Here is a 14,262-nt window from a genome sequence, read left to right as displayed (position 1 = left end):
GATGCATGCAGGGCTGCGGGTCGCGGGCTAGACTCTGCGGATACGCCCGTCCGGGTGCGCGCAGCATCAAGACAAAGGAATGAACCCATGTTCGAACCCGGCCATCTGCATCGCAGCAATCCTCCTGGCCAGAGCGGTCAACCCGGTTACAGCATCGATTTCTACTATGAAGTGCGTGAGGACCCGCAGGAGGGGCCCATGCTGCACGGGCGCCTGGTAGGCGAGATCGACGGCAAGGCGTTCGAAGAAGTCTTTGAGATGCATCGCGATACCGCATTCAACTTCGCCAGCGTGATTTCACGGCTGACGGCCAAGCATGGTCTGCCCGCCAACCATAGCCCGATCATGTCGGCGCATGCCGAGTACGACGCGATCTTCGAGGATATTCGTGCCAAGCTGCACGCCAAGCCGGGCGAGGCGGTGGACCTCGACCACCTGGAGCGCGACGGCCTGACGTAATCCTATGGCTGTTCGAGGATGAAAAAAAACCGGATGCTGAGATCCGGTTTTTTCATTTTCGGGGGCGTGTTTCAGGCTGCGACGAAACCTGCAGGGTAGGCCAGCGAGGCTTGGCTGCTTTGCACTTCGGCGATGGTTTCGCGCACGACCTGCTTGGCCAGGCAAGCGCACTTGCCACACTGGCTGGCGATGCCGAGTGTGCCGCGTACTTCACGATAGCTGCAGCAGCCCTCGTAGACCGCATCGCGGATTTGAGTATCGGTGACACCTTCACAGAGGCAGACGTACATAAGCAAGGCTCGTCTTGGTGGTTCTGTTCGATGGGTCGGATACTAATGTTAATGAGAATGCTTGTCAAAGATCTATTGCGAATGCTCGCAGTGCCTGACGAACGGTTTTCGGCCGTTGGCCAGACATTAAAAAACCGGCCTGGGCCGGTTTTTTAATGTACGCGAGAGATTGCGTGTTACTGATCGAACTCGTCCCAGCCGCCCATTTCCTTCCAGCGATTGACGATGCCGCAGAACAGCTCAGCGGTCTTCTCGGTGTCGTAGCGCGCCGAGTGCGCTTCTTTGCCGTCGAACTCGATACCAGCGGTCTGGCAGGCTTTGGCCAGCACGGTCTGGCCATAAGCGAGACCGGCGAGGGTAGCGGTGTCGAAGCTAGAGAAGGGGTGGAAGGGATTGCGCTTGATACCGCACCGTGCCACCGCAGCATTGAGGAAACCCAGGTCGAAGCTGCTGTTGTGGCCGACCAGGATCGCGCGCTTGCAGCCAGCCGATTTGATCGACTTGCGCAGGCCCTTGAAGATTTCCCCCAGCGCGTGCTCCTCGCTGACGGCCATGCGCAGCGGGTGATCGAGCTTGATGCCGGTGAATTCCAGCGCGGCTTGTTCGATATTGGCGCCTTCGAACGGTTCGATGCGGAAGAAGTGGGTGTGATCCGGGTAGAGGAAGCCGCTCTCGTCCATGGCGATGGTGGTCGCGGCGATTTCCAGCAGGGCATCGGTGGCGCAGTTGAAACCGCCGGTCTCCACATCCACCACCACCGGCAGGTAGCCGCGAAAGCGTGCCGCCATCGGCGTGCGCGGGCCGGACGGCAAGCTCGGCTCGAGTTCGTCGTCGTAGTTGTCTTCGCTCACGCCTGAGCCTCCAGCAATTTCCAGCGCAGGGTTTCGCCAGCGCGCAGCGGCACGACGCTGTTGTCGCCCAGGGGCAGGGTGGCCGGTACGGTCCACTCTTCGCGCACCAGGGTGATGCTGTCGCTGTTGCGCGGCATGCCGTAGAAGTCCGGGCCGTGGAAGCTGGCGAAGGCTTCCAGCTTGTCCAGCGCGTTGCGCTGTTCGAAGGCTTCGGCATACAGCTCGATGGCCGCATAGGCGGTGTAGCAGCCGGCGCAGCCGCAGGCGGCTTCCTTGGCATGCTTGACGTGCGGTGCCGAGTCGGTGCCGAGGAAGAATTTGACGTTGCCACTGGTGGCGGCGTCGAGCAGGGCCTCCTGGTGCACGGTGCGCTTGAGAATCGGCAGGCAATAGAAGTGTGGGCGAATACCGCCGACCAGCATGTGGTTGCGGTTGTACAGCAGGTGATGCGCGGTGATGGTGGCGCCGACGTTGGCCGAGGTGGCCTCGACGAACTGCACGGCGTCACGGGTGGTGATGTGCTCGAACACTACCTTCAGTGTGGGGAAGCGCTCGACCACACGGGTGAGGTGCTCGTCGATGAAGGCTTTCTCGCGGTCGAACACGTCGATCTCGGCGCGAGTCACTTCGCCGTGTACCAGCAGCAGCATGCCGACTTCGGCCATAGTTTCGAGGGCCGGGAAGATCTTGTCGATGCTGGTTACGCCCGAGTCGGAATTGGTGGTGGCGCCGGCCGGATAGAGCTTGGCGGCATGCACGAAACCGCTGGCCTTGGCCGCACGCACGTCCTCGGGGCTGGTGTTGTCGGTGAGGTAGAGCACCATCAGCGGCTCGAAGCGGCTGCCAGCCGGGCGTGCAGCGAGAATACGCTGACGATAGGCATCGGCCTCTGCGGCATTGCGTACCGGCGGTACCAGGTTGGGCATGATGATGGCGCGGCCGAAAGTGCGCGCGGCATCGCCGACGGTATGTGGCAGCACCGCGCCATCGCGCAGGTGAATGTGCCAGTCATCGGGACGCAGGAGAGTCAGGCGGTCGGACATGGAGGCTTCCAGGCGGGTAAAACGTGGCCGCATGGTAACTGAAAAGCGCCTGTTCGCGCTCGCGCCGACGCGACAATCGCACGCAGGGTGTCAAGTTTCCGCGCGCCTGACCGATACCCCGTGAGAATGCCGTGAACCGTCGTGGAGCCTGTCGTGCGTGCGCCCAATTTCCTTCTGATCAGCCTGCTGGTTGGCATGCCCTTGTGCCTGCCAGCGCATGCCATCAGCTTCCAGACACGGCTGGAGAAGGTGGAGTGGACGGTCGAGGGCGATCAGTTCGAATGTCGCCTGAGTCAGCCGATCAGCAATTTCGGCAGTGGTGAGTTCGTGCGCCGTGCTGGCGAACAGGTCACTTTTCGTCTCAAGGCGCGTGAGCGCTGGATGGGCGCGGGGTCGGCGACCTTGCTCGCTGCAGCGGCGCCCTGGCAGCCAGGGCGCGGCGATATCAACCTGGGGGTGGTCAGCGTCGGTAATGGCGAGGTGCCGTTCAACAGCTCGCAGGAGCAGGGCTCGCGCCTGCTAACCGGCTTGCTCGAAGGGCGCAGCCCGGTGGTGCGTCATCGCACGCTCAATAGCGGCGATAACCTGGAAGTGCGGCTGCTGCCGGTCAAGTTTCACAAGGCATATGATGATTACCAGGCCTGTACCGCCAAGCTGCTGCCGGTCAATTTCGATCAGATTCGCCAGGCGCAGATCGGCTTTCCCGGTGGCGGCATTGATCTCGATCCGATGGCCAAGGCCAAGCTCGATATCGTCCTCGACTTCGTCAAGGCTGACCCCACCATCAACAGCTTCCAGATCGACGGCCATGCCGACAACAGCGGCAATCGCCTGACCAATCGTGACCTGTCACGCCGCCGCGCGCTGGCCGTGCAGGAGTATCTGGTGGCCGGCGGCATACCGGTCGAGCAGATCACCATGCGCTTTCACGGCGAGCGCTACCCGCTGGTGCCGAACAACAACGAAGCCAATCGCGCCAAGAATCGCCGTGCGACCCTGCGCCTGGATCGTATGCCAGCGTCGGACGCCCCGGTACAGAGCGCCCCGCAGACCGCTCCACCAAGCCCCCCGGTTGACCCGGCCGGAAGTACGCCCTCCTAGCAAAAAAGCCGATTCTTCCCGTCGCTTCGTCATCACAAGCTGTCGCGCCCCTGTAAATTGAGGCGCGAGGCCAGTAGAATCACGGGTTTTACCGTACAACCCGTGGAGTGATGGCATGGCGGACGTCAAAAAGGTAGTTCTGGCCTATTCCGGTGGCCTGGACACCTCGGTGATCCTCAAGTGGCTGCAAGATACCTACAACTGTGAAGTGGTGACCTTCACCGCCGATCTCGGCCAAGGTGAAGAGGTCGAGCCGGCCCGCGCCAAGGCTCAGGCAATGGGCGTCAAGGAAATCTACATCGACGACCTGCGCGAAGAGTTCGTCCGCGATTTCGTCTACCCGATGTTCCGCGCCAACACCGTCTATGAAGGCGAGTACCTGCTGGGTACTTCCATCGCCCGTCCACTGATCGCCAAGCGCCTGATCGAAATCGCCAACGAGACCGGCGCCGACGCCATCTCCCACGGTGCTACCGGCAAGGGCAACGACCAGGTGCGTTTCGAGCTGGGCGCCTACGCGCTGAAGCCTGGCGTGAAAGTCATCGCCCCGTGGCGCGAGTGGGACCTGCTGTCGCGCGAGAAGCTGATGGACTACGCCGAGAAGCATGCCATCCCGATCGAGCGTCACGGCAAGAAGAAGTCGCCGTACTCCATGGATGCCAACCTGCTGCATATCTCCTATGAAGGTGGTGTGCTCGAAGACACCTGGACCGAGCACGAAGAAGACATGTGGCGTTGGACCAAGTCGCCGGAAGCGGCGCCGGACACCCCCACCTATATCGAGCTGACCTACAAGGCCGGTGACATCGTCGCCATCGACGGCAAAGCCATGACCCCGGCCACCGTGCTGGCCGAACTGAACCGCATCGGCGGCGAGAACGGCATCGGCCGTCTGGACATCGTCGAGAACCGCTTCGTCGGCATGAAATCCCGTGGCTGCTATGAGACCCCCGGCGGCACCATCATGCTCAAGGCCCACCGCGCTATCGAGTCGATCACCCTCGACCGCGAAGTGGCTCACCTGAAAGACGAGCTGATGCCGAAATACGCCAGCCTGATCTATAACGGTTTCTGGTGGAGCCCGGAGCGTCTGATGCTGCAACAGATGATCGACGCCTCCCAAGCCAATGTGAACGGCGTGGTCCGCCTGAAGCTGTACAAAGGCAACGTCATCGTCACCGGCCGCAAGTCCGACGATTCGCTGTTCGATGCCAATATCGCGACCTTCGAGGAAGATGGCGGCGCCTACAACCAGCAGGACGCGGCGGGCTTCATCAAGCTCAACGCTCTGCGTATGCGTATTGCTGCAGGCAAGGGTCGCAAGCTGGTCTAAGCTCAGCCACCTGCGCCACAAGAACCCCGGCCATGTGCCGGGGTTCTGCTTTTTAGGAGTACAACCTGATGAGACTGCTGCACACCATGCTGCGCGTCGGCGATCTGGACAAGTCCATTGCCTTCTACACCGAAGTGCTGGGCATGACCCTGCTGCGCCGTAAGGATTATCCGGATGGGCAGTTCACTCTGGCCTTCGTCGGCTACGGCGACGAGGCGCACAACAGCGTGATCGAGCTGACCCACAACTGGGGCGTCGAGCACTACGAGCTCGGCACCGGCTACGGCCATATCGCTCTGGAAGTCGAGGATGTCTACAAGGCCTGCGAGGATATTCGCGGCCGTGGCGGCAAGATCACCCGCGAGCCGGGCCCGATGAAGCACGGCACGAGCATCCTGGCCTTCGTCGAGGACCCGGACGGTTACAAGATCGAACTGCTTTCCCCGTCTCGCCGCGTCTGATCGCGACATACGAAAAGCCCCGCAATCACAGACTGTGTGAAAACCTAGCAGTCTGAGAGCAAGCTGAAGACAATGCCTCCATCAGTCGATGGGGGCATTGTCGTTTATGGGCTACATCCAGGGCGAAGGTCGTCAGCAAAGCAGCCTGTTTCCTCCCACATTGGAGGAGCTGGTGCCGGAGGATCACCTGGTACGGGTGATCGAGGCCTATGTCGCCCGCCTGGATCTGCAGGCTCTGGGTTTCAGCAAGGCCGAACCACTCAAGACTGGACGTCCTGGCTATGATCCAGCGGATCTACTCAAGCTTTATCTGTACGGTTACTTCCAGCGCATCCGCTCCTCCCGGCGCCTGGAAGCTGAGTGCCAACGCAATGTCGAGGTGATGTGGCTGCTGGGCCGATTGGCACCGGATTTCAAGACCATTGCTGATTTTCGCAAGGACAACAGCGCTGCTTTTCAGGCGACCTGCCGCACCTTCGTCCGGTTCTGTCGCCAGGTGGGGCTGATCAGCGGGCAACTCGTGGCCATCGATGGCAGCAAGTTTCAGGCGGTAGCGTCGCAACGCAAGCATCTGAGCCTGACGAAGCTCAAGCGTCAACAAGGCAAGCTGGAGGCGCAGATCGCCCGTTATCTGGCCGAACTGGACGAGGCTGACCGCAGTGAGGCCGCTGAAGTGGTTGATCGCAGTGCGGTCAAGGCTGCGCTGCAGCAGCTGGAGAGCCGACATGCCGATAACCTGACAGCCCAGGCGTTGATGGAGGTACAGGGGCTGGAGCAGTTCGTCGTGGGTGAGAGCGAGGCGCGCATGATGCGTACCCACTAGGGGGCTCGCGTGGCTTATAACGTGCAAAACGCGGTGGATGGCGAGCATGGGCTGATCGTGCATCATGCTGTCACTCAGGATGGCAGCGATAACCAACAACTGGAACCTATGGCCAAGGCTGCCCAGGCGATCCTGGCGCAGGAAGAGCTGACGGTTACAGCCGATGCCGGCTACTCCAATGGTGAGCAGTTTCAAGCGTGTGATGATGCTGGGATTACGGCCTATGTGCCGGAGAATCGGGGCATAAATAACAAGGGCGACGACACGCCGCTATTCGATCGCAGCGCCTTCAGCTACGACGCAGAAAACGACCAGTACCAATGCCCTGCAGGCCAATGGTTACCGCTCAAGCAGGTAAACGGCCTACAGCGCATTTATGCTCTACGCGGCGACTGCACGGCTTGTCCATTGAAATCACGCTGCACCAAGGCTAAACGTCGACACGTGACTCGGCATGTCCATGAGGCCGCATTCGAGCGCATGCATCAGCGGATGCAGGCGCATCCAGAGATGATGGTCAGGCGCCGATCCATCGTCGAACATCCCTTCGGCAACCTGAAGCAATGGATTTTGGGTAATGGTCGCTTCCTGCTCCGACAACTGCAGGGCGCTCGGACGGAAATGGCCCTGGCGGTCAACGCCTACAACCTGAAGCGTGCCATCAATGTGATGGGTGCCCGTCGGCTGATCGAGCTGTTGGGGTAAATCCCGCCTTCCATTTCCAAGCATCAAAAACACCAACGCCCCGAACCAGTCGGGGCGTTGGATTTTTCTGGCGTCAGTGCGTTTTCACACGCTCTGAATCAGCGGGGCTTCTTCTGTGCAACTCGATACTCAGATATCGAAATCGTATTCGGCCAGCTGTTTGTGCAGGCGACGCTCTTCGAGGAAGTTGTCGATGATGCGACGCTTGGTCAGGTTGGTCTTGGCGACTTCCACCGCAGGCTCGGCATCGTCCGATTCTTCCGCGACAAAGTCTTCGTCCAGTTCGAGGTCTTCTTTGTCAGTGCTCATCTATTCCACTCCAGGCCAGTGACTGGGGCCATTTGCGCACCTTATAGCGACAAAAATTGAGCGGGTAAAAAAGATTTTTTCAATCAGGAGATCGCCGGATTCTATGGTCGATCAATCGTCGGAGGTTTTCGCCTTGTACTCGCACAGGTCTTCGATGCGGCAGGCGCCACAACGCGGTTTGCGCGCGGTGCAGACGTAGCGCCCGTGCAGGATCAACCAATGGTGGGCGTCGAGCAGGTAATCCTTGGGCACGAACTTGAGCAGCTTCTTTTCTACCTCGACCACGTTCTTGCCTGGCGCGATGCCAGTGCGGTTGCTGACGCGGAAAATATGCGTGTCCACGGCCATGGCCAACTGGCGAAACGCCGTGTTGAGCACCACGTTGGCGGTCTTGCGGCCGACGCCGGGCAGCGCTTCGAGGTCTTCGCGGTTGTCCGGCACCACGCTGCCGTGCTTCTCGATAAGGAGGCGGCAGGCCTCGATGACGTTCTTCGCCTTGCTGTTGTACAGGCCGATGGTCTTGATGTACTCGGAAAGACCCTCAACGCCCAGGGCATAAATGGCCTCCGGCGTGTTGGCCACGGGAAACAGCTTGGCCGTGGCCTTGTTGACGCTGACGTCGGTGGCCTGAGCCGAGAGCGTCACGGCTACCAGCAGCTCGAAGGGGGTGCTGTAGGCCAGCTCGGTTTTCGGCTCGGGGTTGTCTTCGTGCAGGCGGCGGAAGATTTCCTGGCGCTTGGCAGCATTCATTCGATGACTCCGGTAACGCGAACGCGGCGGCTTTGGGCGGGTAGTTCGGGCGCGGCGGCCTTGGCTCGCTCGGCGGCGATCTGATCGATGCGGTTCTTGCCGGCGATCAGCAGGCCCAGAACGATGAACGCGCCCGGTGGCAGGATGGCCAGCAGGAAGCCGCGGTAATCGTGCACCAGGGTGAGTTTCCAATCGGCGGCGATGGGCCCGAACAGCAGGTGCATGTTGGCGAACAGTGCGCCAGTGCCGAGCAGTTCGCGGATGGCGCCGATCAGCACCAGCACGGTGCCAAAGCCCAGGCCCATCATCAGGCCGTCGTAGGCGGCGCGGGCCGGGTCGTGCTTGGCGGCGAAGCCGTCGGCGCGACCGAGGATCACGCAGTTGGTGGTGATCAGCGGGATGAAGATGCCGAGGATCTGGTACAGCTCGTAGGTGTAGGCCTGCATCAGTAGTTCGATGCAGGTGGTCAGCGCGGCGATGATCATGACGAAGGCCGGCAGACGCACAGCCGTGTTGACCACGCCACGTACCAGCGACACGGCGGTGTTCGAACACACCAGCACCACGGCACTGGCCAGGGCCAGACCCAAGGCGTTGACGGTGGAGTTGCTCACCCCAAGCAGCGGGCAAAGGCCGAGCAACTGCACCAGTGCGGGATTGTTCTTCCACAGGCCATTGAGGCTGATTTCGCGGTAGCTGGTCATCGTTCATCCTCCACCTGGCCCAGCAACTGGGCGCGGTGCGTGTCGAAGTAGCGCAGGGCGCCGTGCACGGCCTTGACCACAGCGCGCGGGGTGATGGTGGCGCCGGCGAACTGGTCGAAGTCGCCACGATCCTTTTTCACCGCCCAGCGCTCTTCGCCAGGGTCTTTCAGGGATTTGCCTTCGAAGCCGCGTATCCAGTCGCTCTTGGCCAGTTCGATCTTGTCCCCCAGTCCAGGTGTTTCCTTATGGCTGAGCACGCGCACGCCAGCCAGGCGGCCATCGGCGAAGATGCCCACCAGCAGGTGGATGGCCCCGCTGTAGCCGTCCGGAGCGGTCACCGGCAGGATCAGCGCGCTGGGCTCACCGCCCTTGAGTGCCAGGTAGGCCGACTGCGGGCTGCGATGGCCCAGCTCGGGAGCGTTGAGCTCGATGCGGTTATCCAGCAAGTGATTGTCGTAGCTGCCGGCCGGCAGGATTTCCGCCAGGGCACGCACCTGCGCTTCACGTTCGGCATTGGCGATGCGCTCGGCGGTGCCCTGTTGCAGCAGGGCGACGGTGCCGACGGTGCCGATAGCGAACAGGCCAAGCACCAGGGCGTTTTTCAGCATCGAGCGGCTGATTTCCGGCAGCATGCTCATTCTCCCAACTTGAAGCCGCTATTGGGCTTGCGGTGGCCGTAGCTGCGTGGCCGGGTGTAGTAGTCGATGGTCGGCGCCGTCAGGTTCATCAGCAGCACGGCGAATGCCACCGCATCCGGGTAGCCGCCCCAGGTGCGGATCACGTAGACCAGCACGCCGACGCCGATGCCGAACACCAGACGCCCGCGACTGCTGGTGGCGCCGGACACCGGGTCGGTGACGATGAAGAAGGCGCCAAGCATGGTGGCGCCGGTGAGCAGGTGGAACAGCGGCGAGCCGTTGGAATCCGAACCGCTGCCGTTCCAGAACAGCAGGCTCATGACGAACAGCGCGGCGAGCATGCCCAGCGGTGCATGCCAGGTGATCAGGCGCTTGTGCAGCAGATACAGGCCGCCGGCGAGAAACGCCAGGTTGACCGCCTCGCTGCCGGCACCGCCGAAATGGCCGAAGGCCGGGTTACTGGCGTGCAGCTCGTCGATGGTCAGGCTCTTGTTCACCTTCAGCGCGTCCAGCGCGGTTGCCTGGGCCCAGCCATCCGGCAGGCTGACGATACCGAGGATGTGCTTGATGCCGTCCAGTGCAGCGACACCATGCGGCGCGGGCCAACTGGTCATGTCGACGGGGAAGGAGATCAGCACCACCACGTAGCCGACCATGGCCGGGTTGAACGGGTTCTGCCCGAGGCCACCATAGAGCTGCTTGCCGAAGCCGATGGCGAAGCCGCAGGCGATCAGCGTCAGCCACCAGGGCGAGTAGGGCGGCAGGGCCAGGGCCAGCAGCACGGCGGTGACCAGGGCGCTGTAGTCCTTGAGGAAGAACGCGATCGGGCGTTTGCGTGCCGCCAGCAGCGCAGCCTCGAAGCCCAGAGCGCAGAGGCTGGCCCAGACCAGATTGAACAGGGTGCCGGCGCCGAACAGCCAGGTTAGGGCGAGGATGCCCGGCACGGTGGCCAGCAGCACCTGCAGCATGACCTGCTGGGTACGGTTGCTGCCCGTGGCGTGGGGCGATGTGATGCGGGGCAGGGCCATCGGCGCTCCGGTCGTTACTGTAGCGGCGCCTTGTTGGGCGCGGTTCCCGGATTGCATCCGGGTTACGGTTGTCTGTGCCGCCCAGGTGCTCCGGCGCGACGGGGTATCTTTTTGTAGCCCGGATGCAATCCGGGGCGGCTGTCAGGGTTGGTATTCGGCCAGCTTGCGTTCTGCTTCGCTCAAGCGTGTGCGCGCCTGCTCCAGTGCATCGGCAGTGGTGTTGTCGTCACGTTCCAGCTTGCGCAGGTCTGCTCGGGCGAAGGCCACTTCGGTTTTAAAGGCTTTCAGATCAGCATCCACGCCGGGGCGTTCGGTGCGCACCAGATCCGGTGCCGGTTTGCCCGAGGCCGCTTCGGCGGCGTGCAGCGCTTGTTCAGCGGCGGCCAGGGCATCGCGCAGCGGTTGCAGTGCGGTGTCGTCGCTGCCGGCCTTTTCTGCCTTCTTCAGTTCGGCGCGTTTCATCGCCAGTTCGATCTTGGCTCTTTTCAGCGCATCGTCGCCGGCGGGTTTGGCGGCTGGTGCCGGCGCCTGGCTCTGCAACTCGGTCAGGGCTTTCTCGGCGGCTTCGAGCTGCTGGCTTACACGGGCGATTTCCGCTTGTTGCTCGTCGTCCGGTGTTTCGATCTTTTCCAGCTTGCGCAGTTGGGCCTTGAGCATGGCGGCTTCGATCTTGGCTTTTTTCAGCGCTTCGTCGCCAGCGGGTTTGGCAGGGGCTGTGGGCTTCTGGCTGTCCAGCTCGGCCAGGGCCTTCTCGGCGGCTTCCAGTTGCTGGCGCACGCGGGCGACTTCGGCCTGTTGCTCGTCGTCCGGGTTCTCGATTTTTTCCAGCTTGCGCAATTGCGCCTTGAGCATGGCGGCGTCGATCTTGGCCTTCTTCAGCGCTTCATCGCCAGCCGGTTTGGGCGCGGGGGCAGGGGCTGTCGCCTGGGCCTCGGCCAGGGCCTTCTGTGCAGCTTCGGCTGCGGCGCGCAGCTCGTTGACTTGCGCTTGCAGCTCCGGCGTGTCGTGGGCGGCCAGCTGTTTCTCTGCCTTCCTCAACGCGACCTGGGCCATGCTGGCTTCGATCTTGAGCTTCTTCAGCGCTTCATCGGCCGGCGCCGCTGCGGCAGCAGGTGGTGCGTCAGCCTGTGCTGCCTTGGCGCGGGCGGCTTTTTCGGCGCGGGCCTTGCGTTCGGCTTCCTTCTGCTCCTCTGCGCGGCGCAGGCGTTCCTGGCGTTGCTCGAAGCGCTGTTTGGAGTGTTCGGCCTTGAGTTGCTTCTGCTCCAGCTCGCGGATTTCCGCCTTGGCCACACGGTAGTACTGCACCAGCGGGATGCTCGACGGGCAGACGTAGGCGCAGGCGCCGCATTCGATGCAGTCGAACAGGTTGTGTGCCTTGAGCTGCTCGTGCTCCTGGCCAAGGGCGAAGAAGTGCAGTTGTTGCGGCAACAGGCTGGCCGGGCAAGCCTCGGCGCATTCGCCGCAGCGGATGCAGGGCATTGCCGGCGGTGGTGGCGGCAGTTCGGCGGCGGTGCTGGCCAGCAGGCAGTTGCTGGTCTTGATCAGGGGCACGTCCAGCGATGGCAGGGTAAAGCCCATCATCGGCCCGCCCATGATCAGGCGATTGATCTTGCTCGGGTCGAGCCCGGCGAACGCCAGCAGTTCGCCCACCGGCGTGCCGATCAGTGCCTCGACATTGCCGGGGCGCGCCAGCGCTTCGCCGGTCAGCGTGGTGATACGCGAGATCAACGGTTTGCCCAGCAGCACGGCGTCGTGGATGGCCACGCAGGTGCCGACGTTCTGACAGAGGATGCCGATATCGGCGGGCAGGCCGCCGCTGGGTACCTCGACGCCGGTGAGAATCTGGATCAGCTGTTTCTCGCCGCCGGACGGGTACTTGGTCGGGAACACTCGCACCTGATAGTCGCGGCCGGCGCAGGCAGCACGTACTGCGTCGATGGCCTCGGGCTTGTTGTCTTCGATGCCGATCAACACCTGCTGCGGCTGAATCAGGTGGGCCAGTACCTCGATACCGGCCACCAGCTCGGCAGCGCGCTCGCGCATCAGCACGTCATCGGCGGTGATATAGGGTTCGCATTCGGTGCCGTTGATGATCAGCGTGTGGATCTTCTGCGTCGGTCGTGCAGTGAGCTTGACCGCTGTGGGGAAGCCGGCGCCGCCCAGGCCGTTGATGCCGGCATCGCGGATCAGCGTCAGCAGTTCGGCTGGCTCAAGGCTGCGGTAGTCGGCTGGCGGCGTCAGCTCGATCCACTCGTCCAGGCCATCGCTGTCGATGACGATGGCCGGCGCCAGCATGCCGGAAGCATGCGGATAAGGCTGCTCACCGATAAAGGCGATGCTGCCGGAAGTCGGCGCATGCAACGGCACACTGACGAAGCCATTGGCATTGGCGATCTTCTCGCCCTTGAGCACGCGCTGGCCGACCGCCACGCAGGGTTCGGCGGCAGCGCCGATATGCTGACCGAGTGGCAACAGCAGGCGCTTGGGCAGCGGGGCCTGCTGGATCGGTGTGCGGTTGGACAGCTCCTTGCGCTCGGCAGGATGGATACCGCCGGGGATTTCCCAGAACTTTTCCTGCACGGTCATGCCGCCTGCTCCCGGTCACTGGCGATCAACTGGCCGGGTGCCAGCGGCTTGTCCCATTTCCAGCTTTGCACGCTGCTGCCAACTTCGATCATGTCGATGCAGTCCACCGGGCAGGGTTCGACGCATAGGTCGCAGCCGGTGCACTCGCTGACGATCACCGTGTGCATCTGCCGCGCCGCGCCGACGATGGCGTCCACCGGGCAGGCCTGGATGCATTTGGTGCAGCCAATGCACTCGGCTTCGCGGATAAACGCGACCATCTGCGGCTTTTCGCCTTCCACCGCGTCCAGTGGTTCTGCTTCGACGTCGAGCAGATCGGCCAGGGCGGCAATGGTGGCTTCGCCGCCGGGTGGGCATTTGTTGATCTTGTCGCCGCCGGCAATGGCCTCGGCGTAGGGTTTGCAACCGGGATAGCCGCATTGGCCGCACTGGGTCTGCGGCAGCAGGGCGTTGATCTGCTCGGCGATGGGGTCACCCTCGACCTTGAAGCGCACCGCGGCAAAACCGAGGATGGCGCCCGCGATCAGGCACAGCGCGAGCAGGGCGAGAACGGCGACCAGAACCAGGCTCATAGCTTGATCAGCCCGGAGAAGCCCATGAACGCCAGCGACATCAAGCCTGCGGTGATCATGCCGATAGCTGCGCCCTGGAAGGATTTGGGTACGTCGGCGATGGCGATGCGCTCACGCATGGCGGCGAACAACACCAGCACCAAGGAGAAACCCAGGCCGGCGGCGAAGCCGTTGACGGTGGCTGTGATGAAGGTGAACTCGGCCTTGTTGGCGTTGAGCAGGGCGACGCCAAGAACGATGCAGTTGGTGGTGATCAGCGGCAGGAAAATGCCCAGGACGCGATAGAGCAGTGGGCTGGTCTTGTTCACCACCATCTCGGTGAATTGCACCACCACGGCGATCACCAGGATGAAGCTGATGGTGCGCAGGAATTCCAGGTCCAGCGGTTTGAGCACGTACTGCTGCACCAGGTAGCTGCACATGGCCGCCAGGGTGAGCACGAAGGTGGTGGCCAGGGAGAGGCCGATCGCGGTTTCGATCTTCTTCGACACGCCCATGAACGGGCACAGGCCGAGGAACTGCACCAGCACGAAATTGTTGACCAGGATGGCGCTGACCATGATCAGGACGAGTTCGGTCATCGGGTTGCCGTCGAGTGCGCAAAGGCCA

The 14,262-nt window shown here is 62.5% G+C and carries 15 protein-coding genes and 1 pseudogene; 5 read left to right on the top strand and 11 right to left on the bottom strand.

The genetic code is table 11. The features are described from left to right. Positions 1-87: 87 nt before the first annotated feature. Positions 88-459: a DUF5064 family protein gene (locus AAEQ75_RS01285; RefSeq protein ID WP_343350652.1), complete on the top strand. Its 372-nt coding sequence runs from the start codon at positions 88-90 to the stop codon at positions 457-459. 71 nt (positions 460-530) lie between these two features. On the opposite strand, the gene AAEQ75_RS01280 is transcribed toward AAEQ75_RS01285, so the two are convergent. The 3 genes from AAEQ75_RS01280 to pyrC form a co-directional block, all read right to left on the bottom strand. After that, positions 531-749: a bacterioferritin-associated ferredoxin gene (locus AAEQ75_RS01280; protein WP_004423711.1), complete on the bottom strand. Its 219-nt coding sequence runs from the start codon at positions 747-749 to the stop codon at positions 531-533. A 176-nt stretch (positions 750-925) separates the two neighbouring features. Then, positions 926-1,600, bottom strand: coding sequence for a ribonuclease T (gene rnt, locus AAEQ75_RS01275; RefSeq protein ID WP_099522109.1), 675 nt, complete (start codon positions 1,598-1,600; stop codon positions 926-928). Next, on the bottom strand, positions 1,597-2,643 hold the full coding sequence (gene pyrC / locus AAEQ75_RS01270; protein ID WP_343350651.1) for a dihydroorotase: 1,047 nt from the start codon (positions 2,641-2,643) through the stop codon (positions 1,597-1,599). The genes rnt and pyrC overlap by 4 nt, the downstream gene beginning before the upstream one ends. 153 nt (positions 2,644-2,796) lie before the next feature. Between pyrC and AAEQ75_RS01265 the strand changes: the two genes are divergently transcribed. The 4 genes and pseudogenes from AAEQ75_RS01265 to AAEQ75_RS01250 all read left to right on the top strand — a co-directional run bounded on the left by AAEQ75_RS01265 (position 2,797) and on the right by AAEQ75_RS01250 (position 7,066). Further along, positions 2,797-3,744, top strand: a complete 948-nt coding sequence (locus tag AAEQ75_RS01265) for a flagellar protein MotY (protein WP_343350650.1) — start codon at positions 2,797-2,799, stop codon at positions 3,742-3,744. A gap of 115 nt (positions 3,745-3,859) precedes the next feature. Then, entirely contained in the window at positions 3,860-5,077 is a 1,218-nt protein-coding gene (locus tag AAEQ75_RS01260) for an argininosuccinate synthase (protein ID WP_143506765.1), read from the top strand. A gap of 68 nt (positions 5,078-5,145) precedes the next feature. Beyond that, positions 5,146-5,538: a lactoylglutathione lyase gene (gloA, locus tag AAEQ75_RS01255; protein WP_106732996.1), complete on the top strand. Its 393-nt coding sequence runs from the start codon at positions 5,146-5,148 to the stop codon at positions 5,536-5,538. A 106-nt stretch (positions 5,539-5,644) separates the two neighbouring features. Continuing rightward, positions 5,645-7,066: pseudogene (locus tag AAEQ75_RS01250) on the top strand (IS1182 family transposase). Positions 7,067-7,195: 129 nt separating this feature from the next. Here AAEQ75_RS01250 and AAEQ75_RS01245 read toward each other — a convergent pair. The 8 genes from AAEQ75_RS01245 to rsxA form a co-directional block, all read right to left on the bottom strand. Continuing rightward, positions 7,196-7,375 carry a PA3496 family putative envelope integrity protein gene (locus tag AAEQ75_RS01245; RefSeq protein ID WP_017677837.1) on the bottom strand — a complete coding sequence of 60 codons (180 nt, stop codon included), beginning with the start codon at positions 7,373-7,375 and terminating at the stop codon, positions 7,196-7,198. Between the two features lie 111 nt (positions 7,376-7,486). After that, a complete protein-coding gene (gene nth, locus AAEQ75_RS01240) occupies positions 7,487-8,125 on the bottom strand; it encodes an endonuclease III (RefSeq protein ID WP_084341346.1) in 639 nt (212 codons plus the stop codon). Next, on the bottom strand, positions 8,122-8,829 hold the full coding sequence (locus tag AAEQ75_RS01235) for an electron transport complex subunit E (protein ID WP_115297867.1): 708 nt from the start codon (positions 8,827-8,829) through the stop codon (positions 8,122-8,124). Before AAEQ75_RS01235 ends, nth begins: the two co-directional genes overlap by 4 nt. Beyond that, a complete protein-coding gene (rsxG, locus tag AAEQ75_RS01230) occupies positions 8,826-9,461 on the bottom strand; it encodes an electron transport complex subunit RsxG (RefSeq protein ID WP_343350649.1) in 636 nt (211 codons plus the stop codon). Before rsxG ends, AAEQ75_RS01235 begins: the two co-directional genes overlap by 4 nt. 2 nt (positions 9,462-9,463) lie before the next feature. Continuing rightward, complete coding sequence (locus tag AAEQ75_RS01225; RefSeq protein WP_343350648.1) at positions 9,464-10,495, bottom strand: RnfABCDGE type electron transport complex subunit D; 1,032 nt, start codon at positions 10,493-10,495, stop codon at positions 9,464-9,466. Between the two features lie 141 nt (positions 10,496-10,636). After that, positions 10,637-13,081 carry an electron transport complex subunit RsxC gene (gene rsxC / locus AAEQ75_RS01220; protein WP_343350647.1) on the bottom strand — a complete coding sequence of 815 codons (2,445 nt, stop codon included), beginning with the start codon at positions 13,079-13,081 and terminating at the stop codon, positions 10,637-10,639. Then, complete coding sequence (rsxB, locus tag AAEQ75_RS01215) at positions 13,078-13,653, bottom strand: electron transport complex subunit RsxB (protein ID WP_013714593.1); 576 nt, start codon at positions 13,651-13,653, stop codon at positions 13,078-13,080. Before rsxB ends, rsxC begins: the two co-directional genes overlap by 4 nt. Then, positions 13,650-14,234: an electron transport complex subunit RsxA gene (gene rsxA / locus AAEQ75_RS01210; RefSeq protein ID WP_013714594.1), complete on the bottom strand. Its 585-nt coding sequence runs from the start codon at positions 14,232-14,234 to the stop codon at positions 13,650-13,652. The genes rsxB and rsxA overlap by 4 nt, the downstream gene beginning before the upstream one ends. Positions 14,235-14,262 lie beyond the last annotated feature (28 nt).

The organism is Pseudomonas sediminis (assembly GCF_039555755.1).
Classification (GTDB): domain Bacteria; phylum Pseudomonadota; class Gammaproteobacteria; order Pseudomonadales; family Pseudomonadaceae; genus Aquipseudomonas; species Aquipseudomonas mendocina_D.
This window is presented reverse-complemented; position numbering and strand designations above follow the sequence as displayed.

Bases quoted from the DNA above. Each gene is read 5' to 3' on its own strand.
- AAEQ75_RS01280 (WP_004423711.1), bottom strand. From the start codon at position 749: ATGTACGTCTGCCTCTGTGAAGGTGTCACCGATACTCAAATCCGCGAT.
- AAEQ75_RS01260 (WP_143506765.1), top strand. From the start codon at position 3,860: ATGGCGGACGTCAAAAAGGTAGTTCTGGCCTATTCCGGTGGCCTGGAC.
- AAEQ75_RS01235 (WP_115297867.1), bottom strand. From the start codon at position 8,829: ATGACCAGCTACCGCGAAATCAGCCTCAATGGCCTGTGGAAGAACAAT.
- pyrC (WP_343350651.1), bottom strand. From the start codon at position 2,643: ATGTCCGACCGCCTGACTCTCCTGCGTCCCGATGACTGGCACATTCAC.
- nth (WP_084341346.1), bottom strand. From the start codon at position 8,125: ATGAATGCTGCCAAGCGCCAGGAAATCTTCCGCCGCCTGCACGAAGAC.
- AAEQ75_RS01245 (WP_017677837.1), bottom strand. From the start codon at position 7,375: ATGAGCACTGACAAAGAAGACCTCGAACTGGACGAAGACTTTGTCGCG.
- rsxC (WP_343350647.1), bottom strand. From the start codon at position 13,081: ATGACCGTGCAGGAAAAGTTCTGGGAAATCCCCGGCGGTATCCATCCT.
- rsxG (WP_343350649.1), bottom strand. From the start codon at position 9,461: ATGCTGCCGGAAATCAGCCGCTCGATGCTGAAAAACGCCCTGGTGCTT.
- rsxA (WP_013714594.1), bottom strand. From the start codon at position 14,234: ATGACCGAACTCGTCCTGATCATGGTCAGCGCCATCCTGGTCAACAAT.
- gloA (WP_106732996.1), top strand. From the start codon at position 5,146: ATGAGACTGCTGCACACCATGCTGCGCGTCGGCGATCTGGACAAGTCC.
- AAEQ75_RS01225 (WP_343350648.1), bottom strand. From the start codon at position 10,495: ATGGCCCTGCCCCGCATCACATCGCCCCACGCCACGGGCAGCAACCGT.
- rsxB (WP_013714593.1), bottom strand. From the start codon at position 13,653: ATGAGCCTGGTTCTGGTCGCCGTTCTCGCCCTGCTCGCGCTGTGCCTG.
- AAEQ75_RS01285 (WP_343350652.1), top strand. From the start codon at position 88: ATGTTCGAACCCGGCCATCTGCATCGCAGCAATCCTCCTGGCCAGAGC.